This window comes from Hansschlegelia sp. KR7-227, from assembly GCF_049446035.1.
Lineage (GTDB): Bacteria > Pseudomonadota > Alphaproteobacteria > Rhizobiales > Methylopilaceae > Methylopila.
Genome location: NZ_JBMSEA010000001.1, coordinates 1,028,504 through 1,051,622 on the forward strand (window position 1 = coordinate 1,028,504; position 23,119 = coordinate 1,051,622).

Below are 23,119 nucleotides of genomic sequence, written 5' to 3' on the forward strand. Positions count from 1 at the left end.
CGGTACAGAGCACTCATCAATTTCGCCTCAGTGGACGCTGCAGGATACCTTCGTCGTAGATGTCCAAGCCGGGTTGACGAAGTTGAAATGTTTTTCCCGAGCGCCAAACCTCATAGCAGCGTTGATCATCTGCCGCCTGATCCAGGCAGAGTTGATCTTGTTGCACGCTCCAACGCCCCGCGATCTTTCGGCTCATCGAATAGATCGTGAGAGTGCCGCTACGAGCAAAGACATACGCCCAATGAACCTCGTCGGTGAGTTCCATACCCGCTAACGTCGCCCGAATCTCGGAGCCTTTGAGCATCCGAAACGTACCCGCTGCGCGCGCAATGCCGTTCCACGGAAAGGTTGCGGCGACAATCGCGAGTGCGGCGACGCCGAGCATGATCCGCCGTGCCAGCTGATAGCGTGCTAAGTCTTGATGCATGAAACGCCTCCGATGTCAGTCAGCCGGATGTCGCCTTCATCGCGGGCGGCCAGTTATGCGTTTCCGCTTTACGTCGTGATGCCCAGGCATAGAGCGCGTCGTAGATGACGAAGCCGTGGTTCAGGACCTCGTGGTCATCCGGAGACAGGTCGCGCAGTCCCATTGAGATCGCCAACAGACCGGCTGACTGCGGTGTGAGATCGTGCCTATCCGTATCGGCGCCGCGGACGATGGCCGCAATCGTGACGATGGCCGGATTCTTGGCGAGATCATGCTTCTCGACGAAGGCGTCGAAACTGCAGCCCTCACCGAAATGCGTGTATTCGACGCCGGGCACGTCGTAGGGGATGGCTCCGGCTTCTTCAGCAACCTTTCTGACCTGATCCGGCGGCACGAACAGGAATTCCGCCTCCTTGTCGATGAACCTTGCGATCAGCCAGGGACAGGCGATCCGGTCGATGACCGGACGTTCACGGGTAACCCACTTCATGATGCGGTCCTCCTGGTGGAAGCAGTGAACGGAACGGTCGATCCTCCGATCGCGCGCCAGGCGGCGATGCCACCGGACAAAAAATGCGCATCGAAGCCGCGACGGTGAAGCTCGGCGACCACATTGCGGCTGGCCTGAAGACCGTAAGTGCAGTAGGCAATCACGGGTTTGCCGCCAGTCAGTTCATCGATCCAGTCAGCGACCGCTTCCGGAGCACGGAACGTCGCACCCGGAAGCATGTCGTTGCGCATCGGCAGATCTTCGACCAGACAGGTGTCGATGAGCAAAACGTCCTCTTGCCGCTGAAGTCGGACAAGCAGATCTTCAGGGGCAATTCCGAGGTCGGGCTCATCATTCTCGTGCGCATCCAGTTGCCGGTCAGCGATGCGCTGGAATCGTTTGCCGACACGCTCCCAGTGGATGTTCTTCATGAAGGCATCGACATAGGCGCCGGCCTTCGCCCCAAAATCGATGTGGTAGGCATGCTCGTACATATCGAGCGCCATGATCGGGATACTGCCTGCAAGGCAGTTCGTGTGATCCTGCCCCCATTGGATCACCAGGCGCCGATGGCGCTCCGACCAGACCAGCAAGGTCCAGCCCGATCCGCCGGCCTGCGCCTTGGCGCAGGCCGCAAAGCGGGATCGCCATTTGGTGACGCTGCCGAAATCGCGCTCGAGGGCCGTTGCGAGATCGGCAGCCGCATCTCCCGTTCCTCCGAGGCCGTCGAAATAGATCTCGTGCAGGATCGCTGAGTTCGCCGCGATCAGTTCCTCCCGCTTCAGGCCGTTGATGTCGAAGACCGGGGCTGCTCCCCAATCTATTTCGTCCAGCCGGCGCTCGATAGCGTTCAACCGCCGGACGGCACCTCCGTAATTGTTCTCATAGTGGCTCGCCAAAAGTCGCTCCGAGAGCCCCTCGAGGCGCGGCGGCTTGAATGGCAATGGCATGATCCGATGCATGACGGTCCTCCACTCGGGATGCGCGATTGAGGTGAAGGCTACGCGCGAATCTGAAATGATACAAGTGTTGCGTTTGGGAATTTTGATGGTACAGTATGGATATGAGTTGTGATGGAATGCCTGCCGAGCAGCGATGGCTGCTCCTGATCCACCAGTTGCCCAGCAAGCCGGCCTATTTTCGAGTGAAAATCTGGCGTCGGCTGCAAGGCATCGGGGCTGTGGCGGTCAAGAGCACGGTCTACGCGCTGCCGGCGAATGCGGAGACGCAGGAGGATTTCGAATGGCTCCTGAAGGAGATCGCTGAGGGCGGCGGCGAGGCGATGGTTTGCGAGGCCCGCCTGATCGACGGTCTCTCCGATGTCCAGGTTCGCGGGCTCTTCGACGCAGCCCGCGACGAGGACTACGAGGCGGTCGCCAAGGAATTGCGCACGCTGATCGAACGCCTCGATATCGGTGTGACGTCCGAGGAGAAGGCGGAAGCCCGCTCGCAAGCCAGTCGTCTGCGCAGACGGCTCTCAGACATCGCGGCGATTGATTTCTTCGGGGCGACCGGCCGCCTGACAGCCGAGAGCCTGATCGCGGAGATCGAATCCAGGCTCGCAGAGGATGTGGATATGACGAAGCAATTGGTGGAGGTCCCGGCGCAAACGCTGGGTGATTTCAAGGGGCGAACCTGGGTCACGCGCAAGGGCGTGCATGTCGATCGCATCGCCTGTAGCTGGTTGATCCGCCGCTTTATCGATCCCGAGGCAGTAATTCGTTTCGTGCCGGGCAAGGGATACAAGCCCAAGGTCGGAGAATTGCGCTTCGACATGTTCGAGGGCGAAATTACTCACGAGGGCGACCGTTGCAGCTTTGAGGTCTTGCTGGCACGGGCCGGCATTGCGGACCCCGCACTCCAGGCGATCTCCGAGATCGTCCATGACATCGATCTCAAGGACAGCAAGTTCAGCCGCGAGGAAACGACGGGTATCGCCAGCCTGATCGCCGGCATCTGTGCGGCAAATCCACAGGACGAGCAGCGCGTCGTTCAAGGCACGAGCGTCTTCGACAATCTTTATCAGTATTTCCGCTCCAAGCGCGGTTGACCGACAGGAAGTGACCATGAGCCAAATAGAAGCGATCGATAAGTCGACAATCCAGAATTCCGATGTGCCTGCTCATGGCATTTCGTTTGGTGAAGCCATGCGCGTCTGGGCGCGTGTCGCTGCCCTCAGCTTCGGTGGCCCTGCCGGGCAGATCGCCGTGATGCACCGGATCATCGTCGAGGAGAAACGCTGGATCGGCGATACGCGCTTTCTGCATGCGTTGAACTACTGCACGCTTTTGCCGGGACCGGAGGCGCAACAGCTCGCGATCTACATCGGTTGGCTCCTGCATAAGACCAAGGGGGGCCTCGTCGCCGGAATCCTGTTTGTGCTTCCCGGCGCACTGGCCATCATGGCGCTGAGCTGGATCTATGTCATTTTCGGCAATGTTGGCGCCGTCCAGGCTCTCTTCTTCGGACTGAAAGCCGCGGTGCTGGCGATCGTACTCGAAGCCGTTATTCGCATTGGCCGGCGCTCGCTCAAGAACAACGTCCTGATCGGCATGGCGGCGGTCGCCTTCCTTGCTCTGACTGTGTTTCAGGCGCCGTTCCCGCTCGTGGTCTTTGGGGCGGGCCTGATCGGCTATATCGGCGGGCGAGCTGGATGGAAGGCGTTTCTTGCCGGCGGCAGCCACGGCAAATTTAGTGGCAAGGAGGTCGCGGACATCGACAGCGTGCTCGGCGAAGGGGTTCCAGAACATGCCCGTCCTCCGCTTTCGTGGTCGCTCAAGGTCGCGATGGTCGGAGCGCTGGTCTGGGGCGGGCCTGTCCTTGCGCTACTTGTATTTCTCGGGTCAGGAGACGTCTTCACCGACATTTCCATCTTCTTTTCCAAACTGGCCATGGTCACCTTCGGCGGCGCCTATGCGGTCCTGTCCTATGTCGCGCAACAAGGGGTCGAGCACTATGGCTGGCTGAAGCCGGGCGAGATGCTGGACGGTCTCGGCCTCGCTGAAACGACTCCCGGCCCGTTGATCATGGTGACGCAGTTCGTCGGCTTCCTGGGCGCCTACCGCTCACCGGGGGCGTTGAACCCTCTGCTCGCCGGCACGCTGGGCGGGTTGCTGACAACCTGGGTGACCTTCGTTCCCTGCTTTTTGTGGATTCTCCTCGGCGCGCCGTTCATGGAGAACATGCGCAACAATAAGGCGCTGTCGGCGGCACTCTCGGCGATTACCGCCGCCGTCGTCGGCGTGATCCTCAATCTTTCGGTCTGGTTCGCGTTGCATGTGCTGTTTTCGCAGGTCCATGAGGTTCGCGGCTTTGGCGCGACGGTCGATCTGCCCGTCCTGAGTTCGGTGAACATTCCCTCACTTATCCTGACGGCTGGCGCGATCATCGCGGTGTTCCGCTTCAAAATCGGCATGCTGACGGTGTTGGGTAGCTGCTCGGTCGCCGGAATTCTTTATGGGCTTTTCGCTGGGGGTGTCTGATCGGAGCGGCCGGGATCGGGGTCGTAGCGGGGAGCTGAGCAGCGGCCTCGCGTTCATGGCCATACGCTCGACGTGTCGTTTCGTGGCCTCTCCGCCGAGAGGTGCTGCATGTATTTCGAGGGCCGATTGCCATGTCTCAGTCCACCGCTCGCCTTGGCCGCATCGCCATTCTATGGCGGGACGATGAAGCGGCACGCTGCACTGCCACGCCGGAGACGAGCCGGTTCAAGGCTGTCTTCGCGGCGCTCGGCGAAGTCGGTATCGATGCGAAACCGGTGGTCTACGAAGATGACGTTCTGGACGCCGTGCGCGCACAACTTGCTGCGTTTGATGGTGTGTTGGTCTGGGTCAACCCGATCCATGAGGGGCGCAACCGCGCGAAACTCGACGCGCTGCTCCGCGAGATCGCGACGAGCGGGGTATGGGTGAGCGCCCATCCCGATGTAATTCTCAAGATGGGCACAAAAGACGTGCTCTATCGCACCCGCACCATGAGTTGGGGCTGCAACACGGCCCTCTATCGAACGGCCGAGGAGATGCGCGCAGAATTGCCGGCGCGGCTTGCCGCCGGCCCGCGTGTGATTAAGCGCAACCGCGGCAATGGCGGCCAGGGCGTTTGGAAGGTCGAGACGCTGGCAAGTTCACGAAACCAGCCGATGGTACGTGTGCTCGATGCCACCAAGAATGCGGCGGAGGAGCTGGAGCTGGATCGCTTTCTAGAGCGTTGCGTCGCGTATTTCGAAGACGGTTGCGTGATCGATCAGCAGTTCCAGCCGCGCCTGACTGAAGGTGTGGTGCGCTGCTATATGGCGGGCAACCGCTGCGCCGGCTTTGGCCATCAGAAGGTCAGGGCGCTGGTCGAGGCGCCTGCGGCACGCGCTGAGGCCGGACCGCGACTCTACACCTCCAATGCCGATCCGCGCTTCCAGCGTCTGCGCCGGCTGATGGAAGACGAGTGGACCCCGCAGTTGACCTCCTTGCTGGGCATCCCGCCACGCGACCTCCCAATAATATGGGATGCGGACTTCATGCTGGGTCCATCAAACGCCGACGGGACCGACAGCTACGTGCTGGGGGAAATCAATGTCAGCTCGGTGTTTCCGATTCCCGACGAGGCGCCGACGGAGATCGCGCGCCGGGTTGCCGAACGACTGCAATCGAAACGCTGAATGATCGCTACAAGGCCCACAACATGGGAGCGGCCTATAATTTCTTTCATTTCAATTATGACACGGAAGGGGCCGTTGGAGGGGACTACGTGTTTTGCGAACTGGTGCGTCGCAGCGGCTACGACGTTTGGCTCTACATGACTGACCGCATCAGACACTTCGGAGAGCATGGTTACCGGCTTTCTGTCTAGGAGCGTTCCACACCGATGCATGGCCTGGAGACTGCTGCCGGGACCGGCTTCGGGCGTTCCTGTCGTCGCGGCGACACGCCACAGATGGCAACGCGCTGGCCGAGGGCCGCAAATTAGGCCGGCAATTGGCACCACTGTTTCAACCGATGAACGAAAGACACTCGGACGATGAGCGGGCAATTTCGGTTCTTTGGAGGCGTCTCATTCGCAATGCTCGCAATAGCAGCCGGCATAACGATCTGTATTACGCCCGGCGTTACGATCTCTGCGCCGAGCCAGGCAGCTTCGATCATCGAGCGCTATGACGGTCCCGCGCCGCAGCGCTTCGAGCTCGCACAGTCGGCACAACCGGCCGGCGCAAACGCTGGCAGGACCGCCTCCGGCCTTCCCGGCGGTGCATCCTCACTCAGCGAGACCTACCGGGATTGGCGCGTCGCCTGCGTTCAGGATGGGACGGCCAAGCGCTGCTCGCTATCGCAAGTTCAGGCACGTCAGGAGGCCAGCGTGTGCTGGCGATCGAATTGAACGCGCCGAACGGCAATACGGTTTCAGGCACGCTGATCATGCCATTCGGGCTCGCGCTTGATTCAGGCGTGTCCCTTCAGATTGACGACAAGCCCGCGATGCAGGCCCCGCGCTTCAGGACCTGCGTGCCGGATAGATGCCTCATCATCGTCGCCTTCGACGCGCCCACGACAGTTGTGCTCCGCTCCGGCACAGCGTTGAAGGTAAAGGCTGTCGCCGATGGTAGGGCCGCTGCGCCGTTCTCGAGCTCGCCGCAAGGTTTCGCCACTGCGCTTGACGGCGCGGGGGGGCTGTCGTGTTGAGGTTGGCCAGCCGAGCGGACCATTCAACGCGGTTACGTTACGTCTCGCCCCGGTATCGGCGAGCGACCGCAAGGCACCGGCCGGAAACCCCGCTCGAAACAGCGTGGGGGGCTGCCCCATGCTGACGCACAAACCCAACAAGCCGTTCTGCGCTAACTGCAAACAGATCGCCGCGATCGAGCTACGGCATCTGCGCTATTTCGTGGCGGCGGTCGAGCATGGCAGCTTCCGCAAGGCCAGCGTTGCACTTCGCATTCAGGAATCGGCGATCAGCCGCCGCATTCGCGATCTCGAGGGCCATCTCGGCGTCGCCGTTTTCAAGCGATGCAGTTGGGGCGTTCAGCTCACCGACGCCGGCGAGCGTTTTTTGCCGCGGGCGAAACGCGCGCTTCGTCACGTTCAGGAGGGCGCTGGAGATGCCGCCGTCGTCGCGTACGGGCGAGAAGGACGGATCAGGACCGGCATTTTCTCCTCGATCGCCTCCGGCTTTCTGCGTGAACTTCTGGATGCTTTCGCGAAAGAACATCCCGGGGTCCATGTCGAACTGATCGACGGCAATCCTTCCGAACATATCGCGGCCATTCGACAGCTTCGGCTCGACTTGGCGTTCATCACCGGAACCGTCGATTGGCCGGAATGCGAGACCGAACAGCTCTGGACCGAGCGCGTGTTTGTCGTGCTGCCTGATGGACATCATCTCTGTCGGCACGAGGAGCTGGAATGGGAGAACTTGACTAGCGAAAAGTTCATCGTCAGTGACACCGCGCCCGGCGAGGAGATCCGCGACTATCTGGTCCAGCATCTAGCGGACCTCGGCCGGCATCCGGAGATCAATCCGCAATTCGTCGGTCGGGACAGCCTACTGGCTTTTGTTTCGCTCGAGCGCGGCTTGACGCTGACCAGCGAGGCGACGATCGCGATGCAGATGCCGGGGATCAGGTATCGGCCGATCCGCAATGAAGTCCTGCCCTTCAGTGCTGTGTGGTCGGCGAGGAACAACAACCCCGCCGCCGACAAACTTTTGAACCTCGCGCGTTCGATGGCCTCAAAGATGCGGACATAAGCCCGTTCCAATGGCGATACGCGTGAACGATCAAGGGCGAGAATTCCGTCCCCCGATACAGATCAAACCTTTTCGGAACGAGAGACGCGCCTCCCCTTGGCGAACCCGCGATCTGTGGCGATGAAGCGCTCCAGCATCGGCACGATGAGCTTGGCCGGCTCGACTGGCGCGCCGCCATCGGCGAGGAGGCGGCCGTATTCCAAGAGATCGCGATGCAAGGTCGCCGGCAGCTCCAGCGCGATCTTCACCGGCCTGTCGTCAGCGATGGGGCCGAGTTTGAGCTTGGTCATGACTACCCCCTGTATGCTTCGAGTACCAGATCTCGCGTGACGACAATCCTGACCGGGAATCCCGGCCGGATGGTCAGCGTCGGCGCGACATTGAGCTGACGGCGGACGATCTGCTGGCCAGCATCATTGATGGTGTCCTGCCCGCCGCTACGAATGGCGCGCAGCAATCGGTTCTCGTCGCTGATGGCGAGTTCGGAGCCGACCGCGAGCAAGGTGGAAAGGCCGGCGGCCTTGGCGAGGTCCCACCAGTGGTAATCGACGCCGTCTTCAAGCCCGGCATAGCCTTGCGTGTCGGCGCCGGGCTGGCGTTCCAGCACGATGGAGCGACCGTTCGGCATGATGAGGCGATTCCAGACGAGCAACACCCGGCGCTGGCCGAACTGCACATTGTTGTCATACTGGCCGATGATCCGTGTCCCCTGCGGCACGAGCAGAATGCGTCCCGTGGGGCTGTCGTAGATGTTCTCCGTGACCTGCGCGGTGATCTGGCCGGGAAGATCGGAACGGATGCCGGTGATGAGCGCGGCCGGAATGACGGCGCCGGCCTGGAGTACGAAGGGCGAGGCTGGCGCCATGACGCGATCCGACGAAGTCGTGCGGCGATCGACGGGCGCGTTCAGGAATGCGAGCTGTTTGTCCTGCGCCGTCTGCTGACCGGGCAGCCCTGACAGGCTCGCCATGTCGAAGCCGGCAAGGCCCGGCGTCGGTGTTCCGGCTGCGGCCGGCGAACCTGCCCGCGACTGGAAAAACACGGTGCTGGTGCGGGCGGCTTCCTCCTCGGCGCGGCGGCGTTGCTCGGCCTCGTCGACGCCGGGCGCCGGAACGACAGGCGGCACGACGGGTTGGCCTGCATTCTGTGCGGAGAGGATCGGCCGTCCGAGATCGCCCGGCAGCGGCGGCCCGAGAACGGGGCCGGTATAGTCGCGCGGCAGGCCAGCGAGACCGTCGGCGGGCTGCCGGTTGCCGGTCGAATACAGCTCCTCGCCCTCCTTGCCGGCATTGCGGGTCTGGAGGGCGTAGATCAGCGATCCACCGATGCCGACCAGCGCGACCGCTGCGACGCTGGCGAGCACTTTGCGCGACAGGCGGGTGACGCGCGGCGGCTCGGCACGAAGACGCATCGGGGCAGCGGTATTGGTTGAGTTGTCGCTCATTATGACGGCCTCCCGTCGGTCCGGACGATGCGGACGGTCTGCTGGCGGTCGCCGCTGCCGAGGCGTAGCTCAGCCGCGCCGAACAGGCGGTCGACGATCAGGATGTGTTGATAGATGCGCGTATTGGCGATCTGCGCCTCGCCCTCCGAGCCGATCACGAAGATCGGCGGCATCTCGCCCTGGACGATCCCTCGCGGAAACTCGACATAGACGCGGCGGCCGTCGTCATAGACCGCGACCGGCTGCCACGGCGGATTGTCGCCGGTGAGGCCATAGCGATAGTTGCGCGCAGCGGCGGCCGGGATGACCGGCGTCGCCGGCATGGCCTGCCGCTGGCCGGGAGCTTGCGGATAAGCCCAGGCGACGGCGGGCATATAGGGCTTCTGGCCGGAGCGCAGTTCGAGCATGTAGGTGCGCCGGTCGGTGGTGACGACGAGATTGGTGGTGATGTCGGCGCGCGAGGGTTTCACCAGCACATGGACGCGCCGCGTGGCGCCGCTGCCGCTCTCGGTGTCGCCGATGATCCAGCGCGCGGTGTCGCCCGCTGCGATCGGGCCTGCGCCGGTCAGGCTTTCGCCGGGTTCGAGCGCGATGTCGGTGATCTGCCCCGGCGCCGCATAGACCTGGTAGAGCGCGCCATCCGACCACGGATAAATCTGGATGGCGTTGTAATAGCCTTCGCGGCGCGGCTGAACGCGGGCGGCGGCGTTGGCGTTCTCGACGCGGGCTGTCGGCGTGCCTGCGGCGACCCCTCCGCGTGCAGGCGTCCACGCCGGTGGGACATGCAGCGGCCTCGGCCGATCATTGGTGACGGCGGCCGGAACAGAGGGCAAAGGCGGCACGCTTGAATCGTAAGTAATCTCCGGCGGCTTGCTCGCGCAGCCCGCAAGCACGCTTGCGGAAAGCAGCAAAGCCGCGATTGTGGATTTACGGAAAGACGGCATCCCGCCTTTGCGGATCGTCGGCCCGGTCATTGGCTCATCTCCCGCGACCATGAGATTGCGTTGATGTAGATGCCGAGCGGATTGGCCTTGAGCCGTTCGGCGTCGCGCGGCGGTTGAACCACGATGGTTAGGATCGCGGTCCAGCGCTCGGTCGCGGAGAGTTTTCCGTCCTCGTAGCGACGCTCAATCCAGGCGACGCGGAAGCTATCCGCCGAAGCGCGGATGACACTGGAGACTTCCACCGCGACCTGCTGCTTGCCGACCTTGGCGAACGGGTCGTTGGCGCGGGCATAATCGTTGAGCGCGGCCGCGCCGCGATCGGTTGTCCATTCATAGGCGCGCAGCCAGTTCTGCCGGACGATGATCGGATCGGCTGGAATACTCCTGACCTGTTCGACGAAGCGGGCGAGATGCCAGGCCACTTGCGGATCGGTCGGGCGATAGTCGGCCGTAGCGGCGGCGACGGTTTGCGCTTGGCCGAGATTGTCAACCTGCACCACCCACGGCACGACGGTCCCCCGCGCGGATTGCCAGACAAGCGCGGCGGCGAAGCCGGCCGACAGGATCAGCGATCCAAAGGCCATGTATCGCCAGTTCTTCGCCTGTACGCGGGCCGAGCCGATGCGTTCGTCCCATACTTGGGCAGCGCGCTGGTACGGCGTCTCAGGTTGCGGTGTTTTGCCGTAATGCGTGGCGGGGCGTCTGAAGGGGTTCATGAGCGATCGCTTTCGGAGAGGTTGACGGAGGAGCCGGAGCCGTGACTGTCGCCGGAGCGGACGGCATGTGCGACGGCGCTGACGCCGTGACTCACGGCCTGATGGCGCTTCATGCGCCTGGCCCAGTCGGGCGCGCCGCCGCGTACCGTTGCCTGGCTTTCGGCGGATGAGGCATCGGCTGCAGGGGCGCCCTCGACCGTTCCCATGGTCGAGGCGCCGCCTGTCATGGCGAAACCGGCTTTCGCGCCATCAGCGTTGCTTGATTTGACGCTCTCGCCGGCACGGGCGGCGGCGCGGCGTAGCGGTGATGCGACGGCAGAGCCGGCGGCGCGCGCGACGCCACCCAGACCGGAAGCCACGCCGGATGCGCCAGACTGCCCGAGAGAACCAAGGGTGTAGGCTGACGAAGCAGCGCCGGCAGCCGTGGCGCCACCACGAACGGCAGCCGTCCCGCCCGAGATGGCGGCTGCTCCTCCCTTCGCGGCCAGGCCCGCCGCTCCGGCGGCAGCCACTGCCGCGCCCCCGACAGCAAGGCCGGTTCCTACGGCGGCGCCCGCGCCAAGCTGCGGACCGCCGGAGACGAGACCATTGGCGATGCCGGGACCGAAGATGCCGAGACCGAGCAACGACAGCGCGGCCAGCACGATGGCCATGGCCTGATCGACAGTCATCGTCTGCGCGCTGGCGCTCTGCGTGAACTGCGAAAACAGCGTCGAACCGATGCCGATGATGACCGCAAGGACGAGAACCTTGATGCCGGAGGAGATGACATTGCCGAGGACGCGCTCGGCCATGAAGGCGGTCTTGCCGAACAGGCCGAAGGGGATCAGCACGAAGCCGGCGAGCGTCGAGAGCTTGAACTCGATGAGGGTGATAAAGAGCTGGATCGCCAGAATGAAGAAGGCGAGGATCACCAGCGCCCAGGCGAAGAGCAGGCAGACGATCTGAATCAGGTTCTCGAATACCGAGATCCAGCCCATCAGGGGCGAGATTGCTTCGAGCAACGGCCGGGCGGCGTCGAGGCCGGTCTGCGCGACCTTGCCGGGACGCATCAGGTCCGCCGCGGAAAACCCCGTCCCGCTCGCCTTCAGGCCGAGACCGGCGAAGCTATCGAAGACAATCTTGGCGAGATTGTTCCAGTTAGAAATCAGATAGGCGAAGACACCGACGAACAGCGTCTTCTTGACGAGGCGCGCGATGATGTCGTCATCGGCGCCCCAGCTCCAGAACAGGGCCGCCAGCGTCACGTCAATGACGATCAGCGTGCTCGCCACGAATGCGACCTCGCCGGACAGCAGCCCGAAGCCGGAGTCGATATAGCGGGTAAAAACCCCGAGGAAATTGTCGATGACGCCACTACCCATGCGTCACCGCCCTTCCGGGGGCAGCGGCGCAACGGGCGCGGCCGTCTTGCCGAGAAAACGATCGCGGGTCTCGGCCCAGACGCGCAGGCAGTCGGCGTCGTTCGCCGCCGCCTGCCCAAGCTGCTGACACCGGCGCTGGCTCGCGCGCAACGGATCGGTTGCGGGGTGGAGCTGCGGCATCGGCGAAGATGCCGGCGCGTCGTCCTTGCGGGTCAGTTCGATCGCGGTCGCCGTGATAGCGACCGCGACGAACATGATTGCGCCGATGCGCGCCAGCATCTTGCCGTCCATGCTCTCGCCCTCAGTTACCGCTGTTGAACATCTGGGCGTTGCCGGGCTGGTAGCCGCTGCCCGGCGCTAGAAAGCGGCGACGCTGCTCGCGGCCCTGTTCGGCGGCTGCCGTGCGCTCGGCTTCGGTCAGCATCTGCGCGCGGCCATTGGCGGCGCCAACGGCGGTGAGATCGGCAAGCTGCTGGGCGAGAAGCGCGAGGAGCTGGTTGCCGGCCTGCGTCGCCTGCAACGCGCCGGTCGCCGACTGGCTCTGGCTGACCAGCGCCGACATCTGCGTGCGGTTGCTGTCGATATTGCTGACGACGCCGGCCTGCACGCGCATCGCGTCCTGCAACCCGCCGACCGTGTTCTGCCAGCGCGAGCGCGCGTCGGTGATGAGCTGCTGATCGGTCGCCGATATCGAGACGCTCCCGTATTTTTGGCTGAACATCTGGTCGATCTGCTGGACGTTGAAGGCGATGTTCTGCGCCTGGCTGAGAAGCTGCTGGGTGCGCTGGACGTTCTGCTGAAGCTGCTGGAGCGCGGAATACGGCAGGCTCGCCAGATTGCGCGCCTGGTTGATGAGCATCTGCGCCTGGTTCTGGAGCGACGTGATCTGATTGGTGATCTGCTCCAGCGAGCGCGCGGCGGTCAGCACGTTCTGCGCATAGTTCGACGGATCGAACACGATCAGCGCGTGCGCAGGAGTTGCGAGAATCGGCGTGAGCGCGATGGGCGCCGCGAGCATGGTCGCGGCCAGGATCATGGCGCGCGAACGGAAAAGACGGATATTCATGGTCAAGACTCCTTTTCGGCCTGGGGGATGAGCGCCGGGAAAGTCGGGATGAGATCGGCGGCCCAACCGACGTCGCGGGACTGGAGCCAGGCCGCGAGGAATCCTTCGCGACCATGCTCGGCGACGAGATTGGCGATCAGGGTCTGGGCGGATTTGGAGGACGCGGCGCAAAGCGCGAGGGCTACTTCGCTGAGTCCCAGTTCGAACAGCCGATTGCCGCGCCGCGACTGGCAGTAATAGTCGCGCTTGGGTGTCGCCCGCGCCAGAATTTCGATCTGTCGGTCATTCAAGCCGAAGCGGCGATAGATGGCCGTGATCTGCGGCTCGATCGCGCGCTCGTTCGGCAGCAGGAGCCGCGTCGGGCAGCTCTCGATAATTGCGGGCGCGATATTGCTGCCGTCAATGTCGCTGAGCGACTGCGTGGCGAAGATGACGCTGGCGTTCTTCTTGCGCAGCGTCTTCAACCACTCCCTCAACTGGCCGGCGAAGCCTTCATCGTCCAGCGCGAGCCAGCCTTCATCGATGATGAGCAGCGTCGGGCGGCCGTCGAGCCGGTCGCCGATGCGGTGAAACAGATACGCGAGCACAGCCGGGGCCGAGCCGGTTCCGACAAGCCCCTCGATCTCGAAGGCTTGCACGGCGGCGCGGCCGAGCTGTTCGGCCTCGGCATCGAGCAGTCGGCCATAGGGACCGCCAACGCAGTACGGACGCAGCGCCTGTTTCAGATCGTTGGACTGAAGCAGGACGCAGAGGCCGGTGATGGTGCGCTCCTCGACCGGCGCGGAGGCGAGCGAGGTCAGCGCCGTCCAGATATGTTCCTTGGCTTCGGGCGTGATGGTGATGCCTTCGCGCATCAGGATCGCCACGATCCAGTCGGCGGCCCAGGCACGCTCATAGGTGTCGTGAATGCGTGCGAGCGGCTGGAGCGACACGGAAGCGTCGGAGCCTTCGGTCAGCCCGCCGCCGAGATCGTGCCAGTCGCCGCCCATGGCGAGCGCGGCGGCGCGGATCGAGCCGCCGAAGTCGAAGGCGAAGACCTGCGAATTGTCGTAGCGGCGGAACTGCAAAGCCATGAGGGCAAGCAGGACCGATTTGCCCGCGCCGGTCGGGCCGACGACCAGCGTGTGGCCGACATCGCCGACGTGCAACGATAACCGGAACGGGGTCGAGCCTTCCGTTCTGCCGTAGAGCAGCGGGGGCGCACCGAAATGCTCGTCCCGTTCCGGCCCCGCCCACACAGCAGAGAGGGGGATCATGTGGGCGAGATTGAGCGTCGAGACCGGCGGCTGGCGGACATTGGCGTAGGCATGTCCGGGGAGCGAGCCGAGCCAGGCATCGACGGCGTTCACACCTTCGATCATGGCCGTGAAGTCGCGGCTCTGAATGACCTTCTCGACGAGGCGCAGTTTCTCATCGGCGAGACGCGGATCGGCATCCCAGACGGCGATGGTCGCGGTGACATAAGCCATGCCCGCCACGTCCGCGCCGAGTTCCTGCAAGGCCATATCGGCGTCAGCCGCCTTGTTCGACGCATCGGTATCGACCAGCACGGATTGCTCGTTGGTCATCACCTCCTTGAGGATCGCGGCGATGGACTTGCGCTTGGCGAACCACTGCCGTCTGATCTTCGTCAGCAACTTCGTGGCGTCGGTCTTGTCGATCAGGATCGCCCGCGTGGACCAGCGATACGGGAACGCCAGCCGATTCAGATCGTCGAGCAGGCCGGGCGTGGTCGCGGTCGGAAAGCCAGTGATGGTGAGGATGCGAACGTGCTGATCGCCAAGGCGTGGCTCCAGCCCGCCGGTCAGCGGCTGATCGGCGAGCAGCGCATCGAGATAGATCGGGGTCTCGGGAACACGGACGCGATGACGTTTCGTCGAAACGCAGGAATGGAGGTAAGTCAGCGTCTCGCTGTCATCGAGCCAGGCGCATTCCGGCATGAAGCCATCGAGCAACGCGATAACGCGATCGGTGCGATCGGTGAAAGCGCGCAGAATCTCATGCGGATCGACGCCTGACTTTTCCCGGCCCTCATAGAGCCAGGCTTCGGTGCGTGCTGCTTCCTCGGCCGGCGGCAGATAGAGGAAGGTCAGGAAATAGCCCGATACGAAATGGATCCCTTCTTCCTCGAAGTCGGCCTTGCGCTCGGCATCAACGAGGCCAGAGGCCGGATCAGGAAAGACGCTATTGGGATAGGTTGCGGCCTCATGGCGCTGCGCTTCGACAAAAATGCTCCAGCCCGATCCGAGACGGCGGAAGGCGTTGTTGATGCGGCCGGCGACGGCGACCAGCTCGGCGGCAACAGCACTATCGAGATCGGGGCCACGAAACTTCGCCGTGCGCTGAAAGCTGCCGTCCTTATTGAGCACGACGCCGGGGCCGACGAGCGCGACCCAGGGCAGATAGTCGGCAAGGCGCGAAGCCGAGCGGCGATATTCGGCGAGATTCATCATGGATCGCGCTCCTCAGACCGACAGATGACCGGGGATACGCAGATGGCGGCGGCCGACTTCCACGAAGAGCGGATCGCGTTTCGCCGCCCACACCGCCGCGAAATGGCCGACGGCCCAGATAGCCAAGCCGACCAGCCAGAGGCGCAGGCCGAGGCCCACGGCTCCGGCCAGCGTCCCGTTCAGAATTGCGATGGACCGCGGCGCGCCGCCGAGCAGGATGTGCTCGGTCAGTGCGCGGTGGACCGGGACCGAATATCCCGGCACGGCGTCGAGTTGTTCGAAGGCGGCAGCCATCAGATCAGCGCCCCGCCGCCGAAGGAGAAGAAGGACAGGAAAAAGCTCGACGCGGCGAAGGCGATCGAAAGCCCGAAGACGATCTGGATCAGACGGCGAAAGCCGCCGGAGGTGTCGCCGAAAGCGAGCGCCAGGCCGGTCGCGATGATGATGATCACCGCGACGATTTTGGCGACCGGCCCTTCGATCGACTGAAGGATTTTCTGAAGCGGTTGCTCCCACGGCATGGAAGAGCCGGAGGCATGGGCGGCCGGGAGCAGAATGAGATTGATGGTGGCGACGGCGACCGCCGTCGCGAAGGTGCGGCGGATACGGATTGCTGTACGGATCATGCGGGCTCCATGGAGTTCGAAGTGGCAGGGGTGATGTGGTAGTCGCCGTCAGGACCGAGCCCTTCGACGCGGGCGAGTTCGGCCAGCCGGCGCGCGGACCCGCGGCCGGAGAGGACGGCAACGAGGTCGATGGTCTCGGCAATCAGCGCGCGGGGGACCGTGACGACGGCTTCCTGGATGAGCTGTTCGAGCCGGCGCAGCGCACCGATGCCGGTTCCGGCATGGATCGTGCCGATGCCGCCGGGATGGCCGGTGCCCCAGGCTTTGAGGAGATCGAGCGCTTCGGCGCCGCGCACCTCGCCGATGGGAATGCGATCGGGCCGCAGGCGTAAGCTGGACCGCACGAGATCGGAGAGCGTCGCCACGCCGTCTTTCGTGCGCATGGCGACGAGGTTCGGCGCGGCGCATTGCAGCTCGCGCGTGTCCTCGATGATGACGACACGATCGGCGCTCTTGGCGACTTCGGCCAGCAGCGCGTTGGTCAGCGTGGTCTTGCCGGTCGAGGTGCCGCCTGCGACAAGAATGTTGGCGCGGGAGACGACTGCGATACGTAGCGACGCGGCCTGATCGGCGGACATGATGCCGGCGGCGACATAGTCGTCGAGCGTGAACACCGCGACGGCGGGCTTGCGGATGGCGAAGGCAGGCGCCGCGACAACGGGAGGCAATAACCCTTCGAAGCGTTCACCAGTTTCGGGAAGCTCGGCGGAGACACGCGGGCTCCGCGCGTGAACCTCCGCGCCAACGTGATGCGCGACCAGACGCACGATGCGTTCGCCATCGGTCGCCGACAGTCGCTCGCCCGTATCAGCCAGCCCTTCCGAGAGACGATCAATCCAGATGCGCCCGTCCGGGTTCAGCATTACCTCGACGACGGCAGCATCTTCCAGAAACCGCGCGATGGCTGGACCGAGCGCCGTGCGCAGCATGCGCGCGCCGCGCGCGTGACGTTCCGAATATTGATGCATAGCCGCCATATCGCCCCGATTTCCAGCCGGGACTGACAGACGCACCCCCATGCGGGGCTGATTAAAAGAGCCAGATCTGAGGCCACTTCAACAAGAAAACAGAGGCGTAGTAGTGTAGCGCGCAAATACAGGAGATCGGCGGAATCACAGATCCGAGGTGAGCGACAAGAAGGTCGTCGGAAGGAAGGTTCGATGATCGATAGACAGATTCGGCATTGGTGCTGCGCCATTTGTTTTTGCCGACTGCGTCCGTTCGTCGGGCAATGATCGAGATTTTCAACGCGGCACTATGGTCGACGGGCGCAAGGGCAGCAGGCTATTCCGACACTTCGCTCGGCGCGGCGCCCGGCACATCGTCCGGGATTTCGCGCAGGAAGCTCTGGCCCTTCTGCAATCGCTTGCCGAGCGTCTCCACGAAGCCGTCAAACCGCTCGCGGCCTTTGGCCTGCGCGGCAGCGTGGGCGTCCGGCGGCACGGGCGGGGTGATCGACAGCCAGAAGCGCACATAGAGCGCCAGTGTTTCGGCGGTGACGCCGAGATCGCGCTCCATCCGCTGGACCTGTCTGGACAGCCGGTCGAGCCTGCGGGCGAAGGCTGCTTCGCGCGCGTCCGCGTGGTCGGGCGACAGGAACGAACTGACGGCCGCCTCGACGATCGCGGACCGAGGCAATTTCTTGCGATCGGCAAGCTCATTGATGCGACCGATGAGTTCGGCGGGCAAAGTGAGATTGAGACGGTCGCGCATGGTGTCACAGCTCCATGTTGTCGCCGGGATCGAGTGCGACCTGGCGGGCGATGCCGGTCATTTGGCGACGCAGCGCCTGGCGCTGGCGCGCGACGTCTTCCGGCTCGTCGTCGAGGATGCGCGTGAACTCCTCGGCGGGACGCATCTCGGTCGTCTCCTTGACGATCGCAACATGGTCGGGAAGCTCGGGTTCGCGGCGCAGGCCCGCATTGGCCTTGTCGGGCTTGTGGGCGGCTACCAGCGCGGGATCGGGCTTTTGCGGCTGGAGAGTCGACCAGCCATCCTTATGACGGGTGCGCCCCGATTTTTGCGAATCTGGCGGCGGCAGCACGCGCTCGCGGAACCGTGCATCTTCGTAATAGCGCGCCTTCTTCGCCCGCACCGGCGGCGTGCCGGCGACCATGACGATTTCGTCGGTCGGCGGGAGCTGCATGATCTCGCCTAGGGTGAGCAGCGGCCGGGCGGTTTCCGAACGCGACACCATCAAATGGCCGAGCCAGGGCGAGAGCCTGTGCCCGGCATAGTTCTTCATCGCCTTCATCTCGGTCGCGGTCCCCAGCGCATCCGAGACGCGCTTGGCGGTCCGCTCGTCATTGGTCGCGAAGCTGACGCGGACATGGCAATTGTCGAGGATCGAATTGTTGGCCCCGTAAGCTTTCTCGATCTGGTTGAGCGACTGGGCGATGAGGAAGCTCTTGATGCCGTAGCCGGCCATGAAGGCGAGTGCCGACTCGAAGAAGTCGAGGCGGCCGAGCGCCGGGAATTCGTCGAGCATCATCAGGATGCGGTGCTTGCGCTCCTTGGCGTGCAGATCCTCGGTGAGACGGCGGCCGATCTGGTTGAGGACCAGGCGGATCAGCGGCTTGGTGCGCGAGATGTCGGACGGCGGCACGACCATATAAAGCGTGGCGGGCTTTTCCTCGGTCGTGAGATCGGCGATGCGCCAGTCGCACCGGCTGGTGACTTCCGCCACGACCGGATCGCGATAGAGGCCGAGGAACGACATGGCGGTCGAGAGCACGCCGGAGCGCTCGTTGTCGGATTTGTTGAAGAGTTCGCGCGCCGTCGAGGCGACGACCGGATGCGGACCGGCTTCACCGAGATGCTTCGTCGCCATCATCGCGGAGAGCGTCGCCTCGATCGACCGTTTCGGATCGGAGAGAAAAGCTGCGACGCCCGCGAGCGTCTTGTTCTCCTCGGCATAGAGGACGTGCAGGATCGCGCCGACGAGAAGGGAGTGGCTGGTCTTTTCCCAATGATTGCGCTTGTCGAGCGAGCCCTCGGGATCGACCAGGACATCGGCGACGTTCTGCACGTCGCGGACTTCCCACTCGCCGCGCCGGACCTCGAGCAAAGGATTATAGGCAGACGATTTCGGATTGGTCGGATCGAACAGCAGCACGCGGCCATGCCGGGCGCGAAAGCCGGCGGTGAGCTGCCAGTTCTCGCCCTTGATGTCATGGACGATGGCCGAGCCCGGCCAGGTCAGAAGCGAGGGCACGACCAGGCCGACGCCTTTGCCGGAGCGCGTTGGCGCGAAACACAGGACATGCTCCGGTCCGTCATGGCGCAGATAATCCTGCTCCAGCCGCCCCAGCACCACGCCGTCGGCGCCGAGCAGCCCCGCCGCGACCACCTCCTTCTTCTCGGCCCATCGCGCCGAACCGTAGGTCTGGATATTCTTGGCCTCGCGGGCGCGCCAGACCGACATGCCGATGGCGACGGCGATCGCGATGAAACCGCCGGACGCGGCGATGAAGGCGCCTTCCGTGAAGATGCCCGGCGCATAAGCGTCGTAGAAATACCACCACCAGAAAAAGGCTGGCGGATAGTAGACGGATATGCCGCCGAGCTTGAACCAGGGTGTTCCGAGCTGCGCCTGAAACCCAAGCTGCCAGGCGACATATTGCGTGGCGCCCCAGGTGGTGGCGAGCACGATGAGGGTGACGACGAGAATCTGCCCCCAGAGGATTTTGGTCGCGGACATGGCGAGATCCTTTCTGCTGATGTCAGATGCCGAGATCGCGCTTGCGGCCGATCCCCCATTCGATGCCGCCGCCCTCCTTGGCGACGCCGGCGACGTGCTGACCGAGCTTGCGTTCAAGGTCGCGGGACCAGGGGACGAGCTGGAAGCCGAGCCCGTCATCGATCATCGCGAATCGACCAGAGGAGAGCATGAGGCGTTGGCGCACGGTGCCGGCGACGTACTCGCCGGTCTGCGCCTTCACATGCGACAGGCCGGTTTCGGCCGCGAGTTTGTCGCCGACGGCATCGAGTTCGCGCCGACGCAGGGTGTTAAGAAGATCGCGCTGCATGACGATGCGCTGGCCGTCCCGGCGCGCCAGTCCCTGATCGGCGAGATGATCGGCTCGTGCATGGATGGCGTCGCGCACCTCCTGCCCGAAGCCTGATTGTGCGAGCGGCATCGCCTCGCGCTCGACAAGGCGATGGTCGAGCCATGTCGCGCCGGGCGCCGTGACCTGCGCCTGAAGATCGAGATCGGAGCGCATCGCGAGCACGAGGGTCGGACGTTCGTCCGCGGGGCCACCGAAGCGGCGAACCTCGACGATGCCGCCATTGGCTGGAGCGCGTTCAAGGGCGTCGATGTCGCGAAAGCGGACATGATGCGCACGCCCATCGACGCCATCGATGACGGCATAGGCCTCACCGCTCAGCTCGTCGTGCAGGCCGCGATCGACGAGACGGCCAATGATCGGAGCTTCGGCTGCGCCGCCGTCGATCACGAAATCGGAAAAGCCGCGATCCTGATCGCGCCCGGCGAAGGCGCGGTGCATGGTCTTGATGATGTCGCCGCGGATGCCGAGCTCGCGTAACGTGCGTTCGGCTCCGAGTCCGACCGTCCACTGGCCGGGCTCACCCTCGAACGCAAGGTCCATCTTCTTAAGATGCTGGAGGCGGCCGACCATGAGGCGGCGCAGTTCGGGATCGGAGGGACCGCGCTGATCGGGGCGCAGATCGATGAAGCCGGTCTCATTGGCGGCGCGTTGAATCTCGCCATCGATGCGGGTCCAGCGTTCAGTGGTGATTTCCTTTTCCAGCGCGTTGCGGATTTCGTGTTCGGGCTTCGGGCCGAGTTCGATGTCGACCAGGTCCATGGCGCGGGAGCGCAGGCCCCGGCTGATATAGTCGCGCGAGATGACGAGATCGGCGCCGGTCTCGTCGACGCCACGCACCAGGAGATGGACATGGGGATTGTCGGTGTTCCAGTGATCGACGGCGATCCAGTCGAGGCGCGTGCCGAGATCGACTTCCATCTGCCGAGCAAGGTCGCGGGTGAACGCCTTGAGGTCGGTCATCTCGGTCGCGTCCTCGGGCGAGACGATGAACCGGAAATGATGCCGGTCGTCCTTGCACCTCTCGGCGAAGGCGAGATCATCGGCGCGATCAGTTCCGGCGTCGAACATGACGCCTTTCTCTCCGTCGCGGCTCACACCCTCGCGCTTGAGGTAGTTGACATGGCTGGTCAGGGGCGCCGAGCGATACGCCTTGCCCTGATGGCGGGCGATGCGCGCCTTGATGACGACGCGACGCTGCGGGGAGAAGATCCGCGAGCGGCCGAAGACGTTGCGGCCACGCCCGAAGGTTGAGTGGCCAAGGCGCCGGCCAGCCTTGCCTGCCGGCGCTCCGCCAGACGTATGGCCGGCACGCTGCGCAGCGGCGAGCACCTGATTGACGAAGCTCTTTGTCCTCGGCGCGCGCGTCGAACGGACGCGGCCCGGCTTGATGCGGAAGTCGCTGTCGCGCTCGCTCATGCCGGCGCTCCGATCGGCGCGCAAATCGCGCCGTGCATACGGAAGCGTTGAAAACGCTTGTAAAATCCGGGCAGCATGCCCGCGACCGACCGCCATGCCCGTGAAAACACAAGCCATGCCAATGGCTTGCGTTGATCCGGGCATGGGCTTTTACCTTGCCCTCTCAGTCGGTCGTTCCCTGTCTCCCCCCTCTTCGCACGCCATGACACGCGGGAGCCCGAGACCGTGCGACAGATGCCGAGCAGGCTCATGGCGTGGTCCTGTCGCCCGAACGCGCGACGAACAGGCCGCCCAATCGTGGAACGATGGCGGAGAGATCGCGCGCCGGGGCTGCATTCGGAGCGGTGACGGATGAACGGCCGGGCGGCACAGGATCGGCGGCTGATCTACGATCCGGCTGCGCGATGAACAGCGGTGCGCGGATCCAGGCGAGCGGATCGGCAGCCGCCATCATTGTCCCGCCGGAGCCGATGGCCGACGCGACAGTGGCGACATAGGCGCGGGTTTCCGCCGGTAGCGGGCGGCCGTTCAACGCTTCGTCGTAGCGGCCGGGACCGGCGTTATAGGCCGCGATCCAGCCCGGCGATCCATAGCGATCGAGCAGCTCGCGGATATAGCCGCTACCCGCGATGATGTTGTCACGCACGTTGTAGGGATCGCCGCCGAGACGATGGCGAGCGCGCAGCTCCGCCCATGTCGCCGGCATGATCTGCATCAGACCCATCGCGCCCTTCGGCGAAATGGCGCGCGGATCGCCAGCGCTTTCCGTGCGCATGACGGCGCGAATCCAAGTGGCCGGCAAGCGGAAGCGCGTCGCGGCCTCAGTGATATGGGCGGCATAAGGATCGCCGGCCGAGGCCGATGCGACGGCTAAGCTCTGCGCCATCGTGACCGCCGGCATGACGTACACGACGGCAAGGCCGGAAAGGAGAAGAAGAGCCATGCGCCGGGCCGCGCGATGCAACCCGGACACATTTAGATGGCTCGTCGGCGAACGAGAGCCAAGCATCACTCACTCCTTCTCGCCGCGATCGCGTTGACGCGACCAGTGCAGCGACCAGGTGCTGCCGGCATCGTCGTCACGGAATAGGTTGGCGCGGATCGGCTGCGCCAAACCCGGATCGTCGATCACCAGCGCGATGTATTCGCCGGCCTTCTCGCCGGTGCGTTTCCAGCCCGCGCCGATCTCCGGGCCGATGTCTCGGACGCCCGGATCGTGGTCATGGACGCGGTAGTCCGGCGCATTCTCCGCATCCGACGGATCGGCCGGAACGATGACGATGTCGTGGAAAAGCGTGAATGTTTCGATGCGCCCGACGATACGGGATTCCTCGCGCGTGAACTGTCCGATTTGCGGCATGATGGTCTCCT

Annotated in this window: 24 protein-coding genes; 5 read left to right on the forward strand and 19 right to left on the reverse strand. The window is 64.1% G+C overall.

All coding sequences use genetic code 11. The features are described from left to right. Positions 1-16 precede the first annotated feature (16 nt). The 3 genes from ACO2RJ_RS04835 to ACO2RJ_RS04845 are packed head-to-tail and all read right to left on the reverse strand — an operon-like array spanning position 17 to position 1,879. Positions 17-427 (reverse strand): hypothetical protein, encoded by a 411-nt coding sequence (locus tag ACO2RJ_RS04835; protein ID WP_019198941.1) that lies wholly within the window; start codon positions 425-427, stop codon positions 17-19. Between the two features lie 19 nt (positions 428-446). Further along, the gene (locus ACO2RJ_RS04840) at positions 447-917 is read right to left on the reverse strand and encodes a chromate resistance protein ChrB domain-containing protein (RefSeq protein ID WP_019198942.1); all 471 of its coding nucleotides are present in this window, start codon (positions 915-917) and stop codon (positions 447-449) included. Further along, positions 914-1,879 carry a Fe-Mn family superoxide dismutase gene (locus ACO2RJ_RS04845; protein WP_019198943.1) on the reverse strand — a complete coding sequence of 322 codons (966 nt, stop codon included), beginning with the start codon at positions 1,877-1,879 and terminating at the stop codon, positions 914-916. Before ACO2RJ_RS04845 ends, ACO2RJ_RS04840 begins: the two co-directional genes overlap by 4 nt. A 116-nt stretch (positions 1,880-1,995) precedes the next feature. Here ACO2RJ_RS04845 and ACO2RJ_RS04850 point away from each other — a divergent pair, with 116 nt between their 5' ends. From ACO2RJ_RS04850 to ACO2RJ_RS04870, 5 genes are all read left to right on the forward strand, one after another. Next, positions 1,996-2,967, forward strand: coding sequence for a chromate resistance protein ChrB domain-containing protein (locus tag ACO2RJ_RS04850; protein ID WP_084494587.1), 972 nt, complete (start codon positions 1,996-1,998; stop codon positions 2,965-2,967). Between the two features lie 16 nt (positions 2,968-2,983). Then, positions 2,984-4,399, forward strand: coding sequence for a chromate efflux transporter (chrA, locus tag ACO2RJ_RS04855; protein ID WP_019198945.1), 1,416 nt, complete (start codon positions 2,984-2,986; stop codon positions 4,397-4,399). A 131-nt stretch (positions 4,400-4,530) separates the two neighbouring features. Beyond that, the gene (locus tag ACO2RJ_RS04860; RefSeq protein WP_019198946.1) at positions 4,531-5,568 is read left to right on the forward strand and encodes a Cj0069 family protein; all 1,038 of its coding nucleotides are present in this window, start codon (positions 4,531-4,533) and stop codon (positions 5,566-5,568) included. Between the two features lie 697 nt (positions 5,569-6,265). Next, a complete protein-coding gene (locus ACO2RJ_RS04865; protein WP_051488528.1) occupies positions 6,266-6,586 on the forward strand; it encodes an invasion associated locus B family protein in 321 nt (106 codons plus the stop codon). A 118-nt stretch (positions 6,587-6,704) separates the two neighbouring features. Further along, positions 6,705-7,649, forward strand: a complete 945-nt coding sequence (locus tag ACO2RJ_RS04870; RefSeq protein ID WP_019198948.1) for a LysR family transcriptional regulator — start codon at positions 6,705-6,707, stop codon at positions 7,647-7,649. A 62-nt stretch (positions 7,650-7,711) separates the two neighbouring features. Here the strand turns inward: ACO2RJ_RS04870 and ACO2RJ_RS04875 are convergent, their stop codons facing one another. The 16 genes from ACO2RJ_RS04875 to ACO2RJ_RS04950 form a co-directional block, all read right to left on the reverse strand. Beyond that, positions 7,712-7,939, reverse strand: coding sequence for a DUF2274 domain-containing protein (locus ACO2RJ_RS04875; protein ID WP_019198949.1), 228 nt, complete (start codon positions 7,937-7,939; stop codon positions 7,712-7,714). 2 nt (positions 7,940-7,941) lie between these two features. Continuing rightward, positions 7,942-9,093, reverse strand: a complete 1,152-nt coding sequence (locus ACO2RJ_RS04880) for a TrbI/VirB10 family protein (RefSeq protein ID WP_019198950.1) — start codon at positions 9,091-9,093, stop codon at positions 7,942-7,944. After that, positions 9,093-10,067 (reverse strand): P-type conjugative transfer protein TrbG, encoded by a 975-nt coding sequence (gene trbG, locus ACO2RJ_RS04885; protein ID WP_019198951.1) that lies wholly within the window; start codon positions 10,065-10,067, stop codon positions 9,093-9,095. The genes ACO2RJ_RS04880 and trbG overlap by 1 nt, the downstream gene beginning before the upstream one ends. Continuing rightward, positions 10,064-10,753 (reverse strand): conjugal transfer protein TrbF, encoded by a 690-nt coding sequence (trbF, locus tag ACO2RJ_RS04890; protein WP_019198952.1) that lies wholly within the window; start codon positions 10,751-10,753, stop codon positions 10,064-10,066. Before trbF ends, trbG begins: the two co-directional genes overlap by 4 nt. Beyond that, positions 10,750-12,117 (reverse strand): P-type conjugative transfer protein TrbL, encoded by a 1,368-nt coding sequence (gene trbL, locus ACO2RJ_RS04895; protein ID WP_019198953.1) that lies wholly within the window; start codon positions 12,115-12,117, stop codon positions 10,750-10,752. Before trbL ends, trbF begins: the two co-directional genes overlap by 4 nt. Before the next feature lie 3 nt (positions 12,118-12,120). Beyond that, complete coding sequence (trbK-alt, locus tag ACO2RJ_RS04900) at positions 12,121-12,408, reverse strand: putative entry exclusion protein TrbK-alt (protein WP_019198954.1); 288 nt, start codon at positions 12,406-12,408, stop codon at positions 12,121-12,123. Between the two features lie 10 nt (positions 12,409-12,418). Continuing rightward, on the reverse strand, positions 12,419-13,183 hold the full coding sequence (gene trbJ, locus ACO2RJ_RS04905) for a P-type conjugative transfer protein TrbJ (RefSeq protein ID WP_423266873.1): 765 nt from the start codon (positions 13,181-13,183) through the stop codon (positions 12,419-12,421). A gap of 2 nt (positions 13,184-13,185) precedes the next feature. Beyond that, positions 13,186-15,636: a conjugal transfer protein TrbE gene (trbE, locus tag ACO2RJ_RS04910; protein ID WP_019198956.1), complete on the reverse strand. Its 2,451-nt coding sequence runs from the start codon at positions 15,634-15,636 to the stop codon at positions 13,186-13,188. 12 nt (positions 15,637-15,648) lie between these two features. Further along, positions 15,649-15,930, reverse strand: coding sequence for a VirB3 family type IV secretion system protein (locus ACO2RJ_RS04915; protein WP_019198957.1), 282 nt, complete (start codon positions 15,928-15,930; stop codon positions 15,649-15,651). Beyond that, complete coding sequence (locus tag ACO2RJ_RS04920) at positions 15,930-16,262, reverse strand: TrbC/VirB2 family protein (RefSeq protein ID WP_019198958.1); 333 nt, start codon at positions 16,260-16,262, stop codon at positions 15,930-15,932. Before ACO2RJ_RS04920 ends, ACO2RJ_RS04915 begins: the two co-directional genes overlap by 1 nt. Continuing rightward, positions 16,259-17,239 carry a P-type conjugative transfer ATPase TrbB gene (gene trbB, locus ACO2RJ_RS04925; protein WP_040426648.1) on the reverse strand — a complete coding sequence of 327 codons (981 nt, stop codon included), beginning with the start codon at positions 17,237-17,239 and terminating at the stop codon, positions 16,259-16,261. The genes ACO2RJ_RS04920 and trbB overlap by 4 nt, the downstream gene beginning before the upstream one ends. Positions 17,240-17,546: 307 nt before the next feature. After that, entirely contained in the window at positions 17,547-17,975 is a 429-nt protein-coding gene (locus ACO2RJ_RS04930; RefSeq protein WP_040426647.1) for a ribbon-helix-helix protein, CopG family, read from the reverse strand. Positions 17,976-17,979: 4 nt separating this feature from the next. Continuing rightward, positions 17,980-19,962 (reverse strand): conjugal transfer protein TraG, encoded by a 1,983-nt coding sequence (locus tag ACO2RJ_RS04935; RefSeq protein WP_423266874.1) that lies wholly within the window; start codon positions 19,960-19,962, stop codon positions 17,980-17,982. Positions 19,963-19,984: 22 nt separating this feature from the next. Further along, a complete protein-coding gene (locus ACO2RJ_RS04940) occupies positions 19,985-21,748 on the reverse strand; it encodes a relaxase/mobilization nuclease domain-containing protein (RefSeq protein ID WP_423266875.1) in 1,764 nt (587 codons plus the stop codon). 247 nt (positions 21,749-21,995) lie between these two features. After that, positions 21,996-22,691 carry a lytic transglycosylase domain-containing protein gene (locus tag ACO2RJ_RS04945; protein WP_019198963.1) on the reverse strand — a complete coding sequence of 232 codons (696 nt, stop codon included), beginning with the start codon at positions 22,689-22,691 and terminating at the stop codon, positions 21,996-21,998. 69 nt (positions 22,692-22,760) lie between these two features. Continuing rightward, a complete protein-coding gene (locus tag ACO2RJ_RS04950) occupies positions 22,761-23,108 on the reverse strand; it encodes a DUF736 domain-containing protein (RefSeq protein ID WP_019198964.1) in 348 nt (115 codons plus the stop codon). Positions 23,109-23,119: the final 11 nt, after the last annotated feature.

What these genes read in the sequence shown, in the direction of transcription:
- ACO2RJ_RS04915 (WP_019198957.1), bottom strand. Translation starts at nt 15,930, where the DNA reads ATGGCTGCCGCCTTCGAACAACTCGACGCCGTGCCGGGATATTCGGTC.
- ACO2RJ_RS04875 (WP_019198949.1), bottom strand. Translation starts at nt 7,939, where the DNA reads ATGACCAAGCTCAAACTCGGCCCCATCGCTGACGACAGGCCGGTGAAG.
- trbJ (WP_423266873.1), bottom strand. Translation starts at nt 13,183, where the DNA reads ATGAATATCCGTCTTTTCCGTTCGCGCGCCATGATCCTGGCCGCGACC.
- ACO2RJ_RS04940 (WP_423266875.1), bottom strand. Translation starts at nt 21,748, where the DNA reads ATGAGCGAGCGCGACAGCGACTTCCGCATCAAGCCGGGCCGCGTCCGT.
- ACO2RJ_RS04870 (WP_019198948.1), top strand. Translation starts at nt 6,705, where the DNA reads ATGCTGACGCACAAACCCAACAAGCCGTTCTGCGCTAACTGCAAACAG.
- ACO2RJ_RS04835 (WP_019198941.1), bottom strand. Translation starts at nt 427, where the DNA reads ATGCATCAAGACTTAGCACGCTATCAGCTGGCACGGCGGATCATGCTC.
- ACO2RJ_RS04850 (WP_084494587.1), top strand. Translation starts at nt 1,996, where the DNA reads ATGCCTGCCGAGCAGCGATGGCTGCTCCTGATCCACCAGTTGCCCAGC.
- ACO2RJ_RS04935 (WP_423266874.1), bottom strand. Translation starts at nt 19,962, where the DNA reads ATGTCCGCGACCAAAATCCTCTGGGGGCAGATTCTCGTCGTCACCCTC.
- ACO2RJ_RS04950 (WP_019198964.1), bottom strand. Translation starts at nt 23,108, where the DNA reads ATGCCGCAAATCGGACAGTTCACGCGCGAGGAATCCCGTATCGTCGGG.
- ACO2RJ_RS04840 (WP_019198942.1), bottom strand. Translation starts at nt 917, where the DNA reads ATGAAGTGGGTTACCCGTGAACGTCCGGTCATCGACCGGATCGCCTGT.
- ACO2RJ_RS04845 (WP_019198943.1), bottom strand. Translation starts at nt 1,879, where the DNA reads ATGCATCGGATCATGCCATTGCCATTCAAGCCGCCGCGCCTCGAGGGG.
- trbL (WP_019198953.1), bottom strand. Translation starts at nt 12,117, where the DNA reads ATGGGTAGTGGCGTCATCGACAATTTCCTCGGGGTTTTTACCCGCTAT.
- chrA (WP_019198945.1), top strand. Translation starts at nt 2,984, where the DNA reads ATGAGCCAAATAGAAGCGATCGATAAGTCGACAATCCAGAATTCCGAT.
- ACO2RJ_RS04945 (WP_019198963.1), bottom strand. Translation starts at nt 22,691, where the DNA reads ATGGCTCTTCTTCTCCTTTCCGGCCTTGCCGTCGTGTACGTCATGCCG.
- ACO2RJ_RS04930 (WP_040426647.1), bottom strand. Translation starts at nt 17,975, where the DNA reads ATGCGCGACCGTCTCAATCTCACTTTGCCCGCCGAACTCATCGGTCGC.
- trbE (WP_019198956.1), bottom strand. Translation starts at nt 15,636, where the DNA reads ATGATGAATCTCGCCGAATATCGCCGCTCGGCTTCGCGCCTTGCCGAC.
- ACO2RJ_RS04860 (WP_019198946.1), top strand. Translation starts at nt 4,531, where the DNA reads ATGTCTCAGTCCACCGCTCGCCTTGGCCGCATCGCCATTCTATGGCGG.
- trbF (WP_019198952.1), bottom strand. Translation starts at nt 10,753, where the DNA reads ATGAACCCCTTCAGACGCCCCGCCACGCATTACGGCAAAACACCGCAA.
- trbK-alt (WP_019198954.1), bottom strand. Translation starts at nt 12,408, where the DNA reads ATGGACGGCAAGATGCTGGCGCGCATCGGCGCAATCATGTTCGTCGCG.
- trbB (WP_040426648.1), bottom strand. Translation starts at nt 17,239, where the DNA reads ATGGCGGCTATGCATCAATATTCGGAACGTCACGCGCGCGGCGCGCGC.
- ACO2RJ_RS04920 (WP_019198958.1), bottom strand. Translation starts at nt 16,262, where the DNA reads ATGATCCGTACAGCAATCCGTATCCGCCGCACCTTCGCGACGGCGGTC.
- ACO2RJ_RS04880 (WP_019198950.1), bottom strand. Translation starts at nt 9,093, where the DNA reads ATGAGCGACAACTCAACCAATACCGCTGCCCCGATGCGTCTTCGTGCC.
- trbG (WP_019198951.1), bottom strand. Translation starts at nt 10,067, where the DNA reads ATGACCGGGCCGACGATCCGCAAAGGCGGGATGCCGTCTTTCCGTAAA.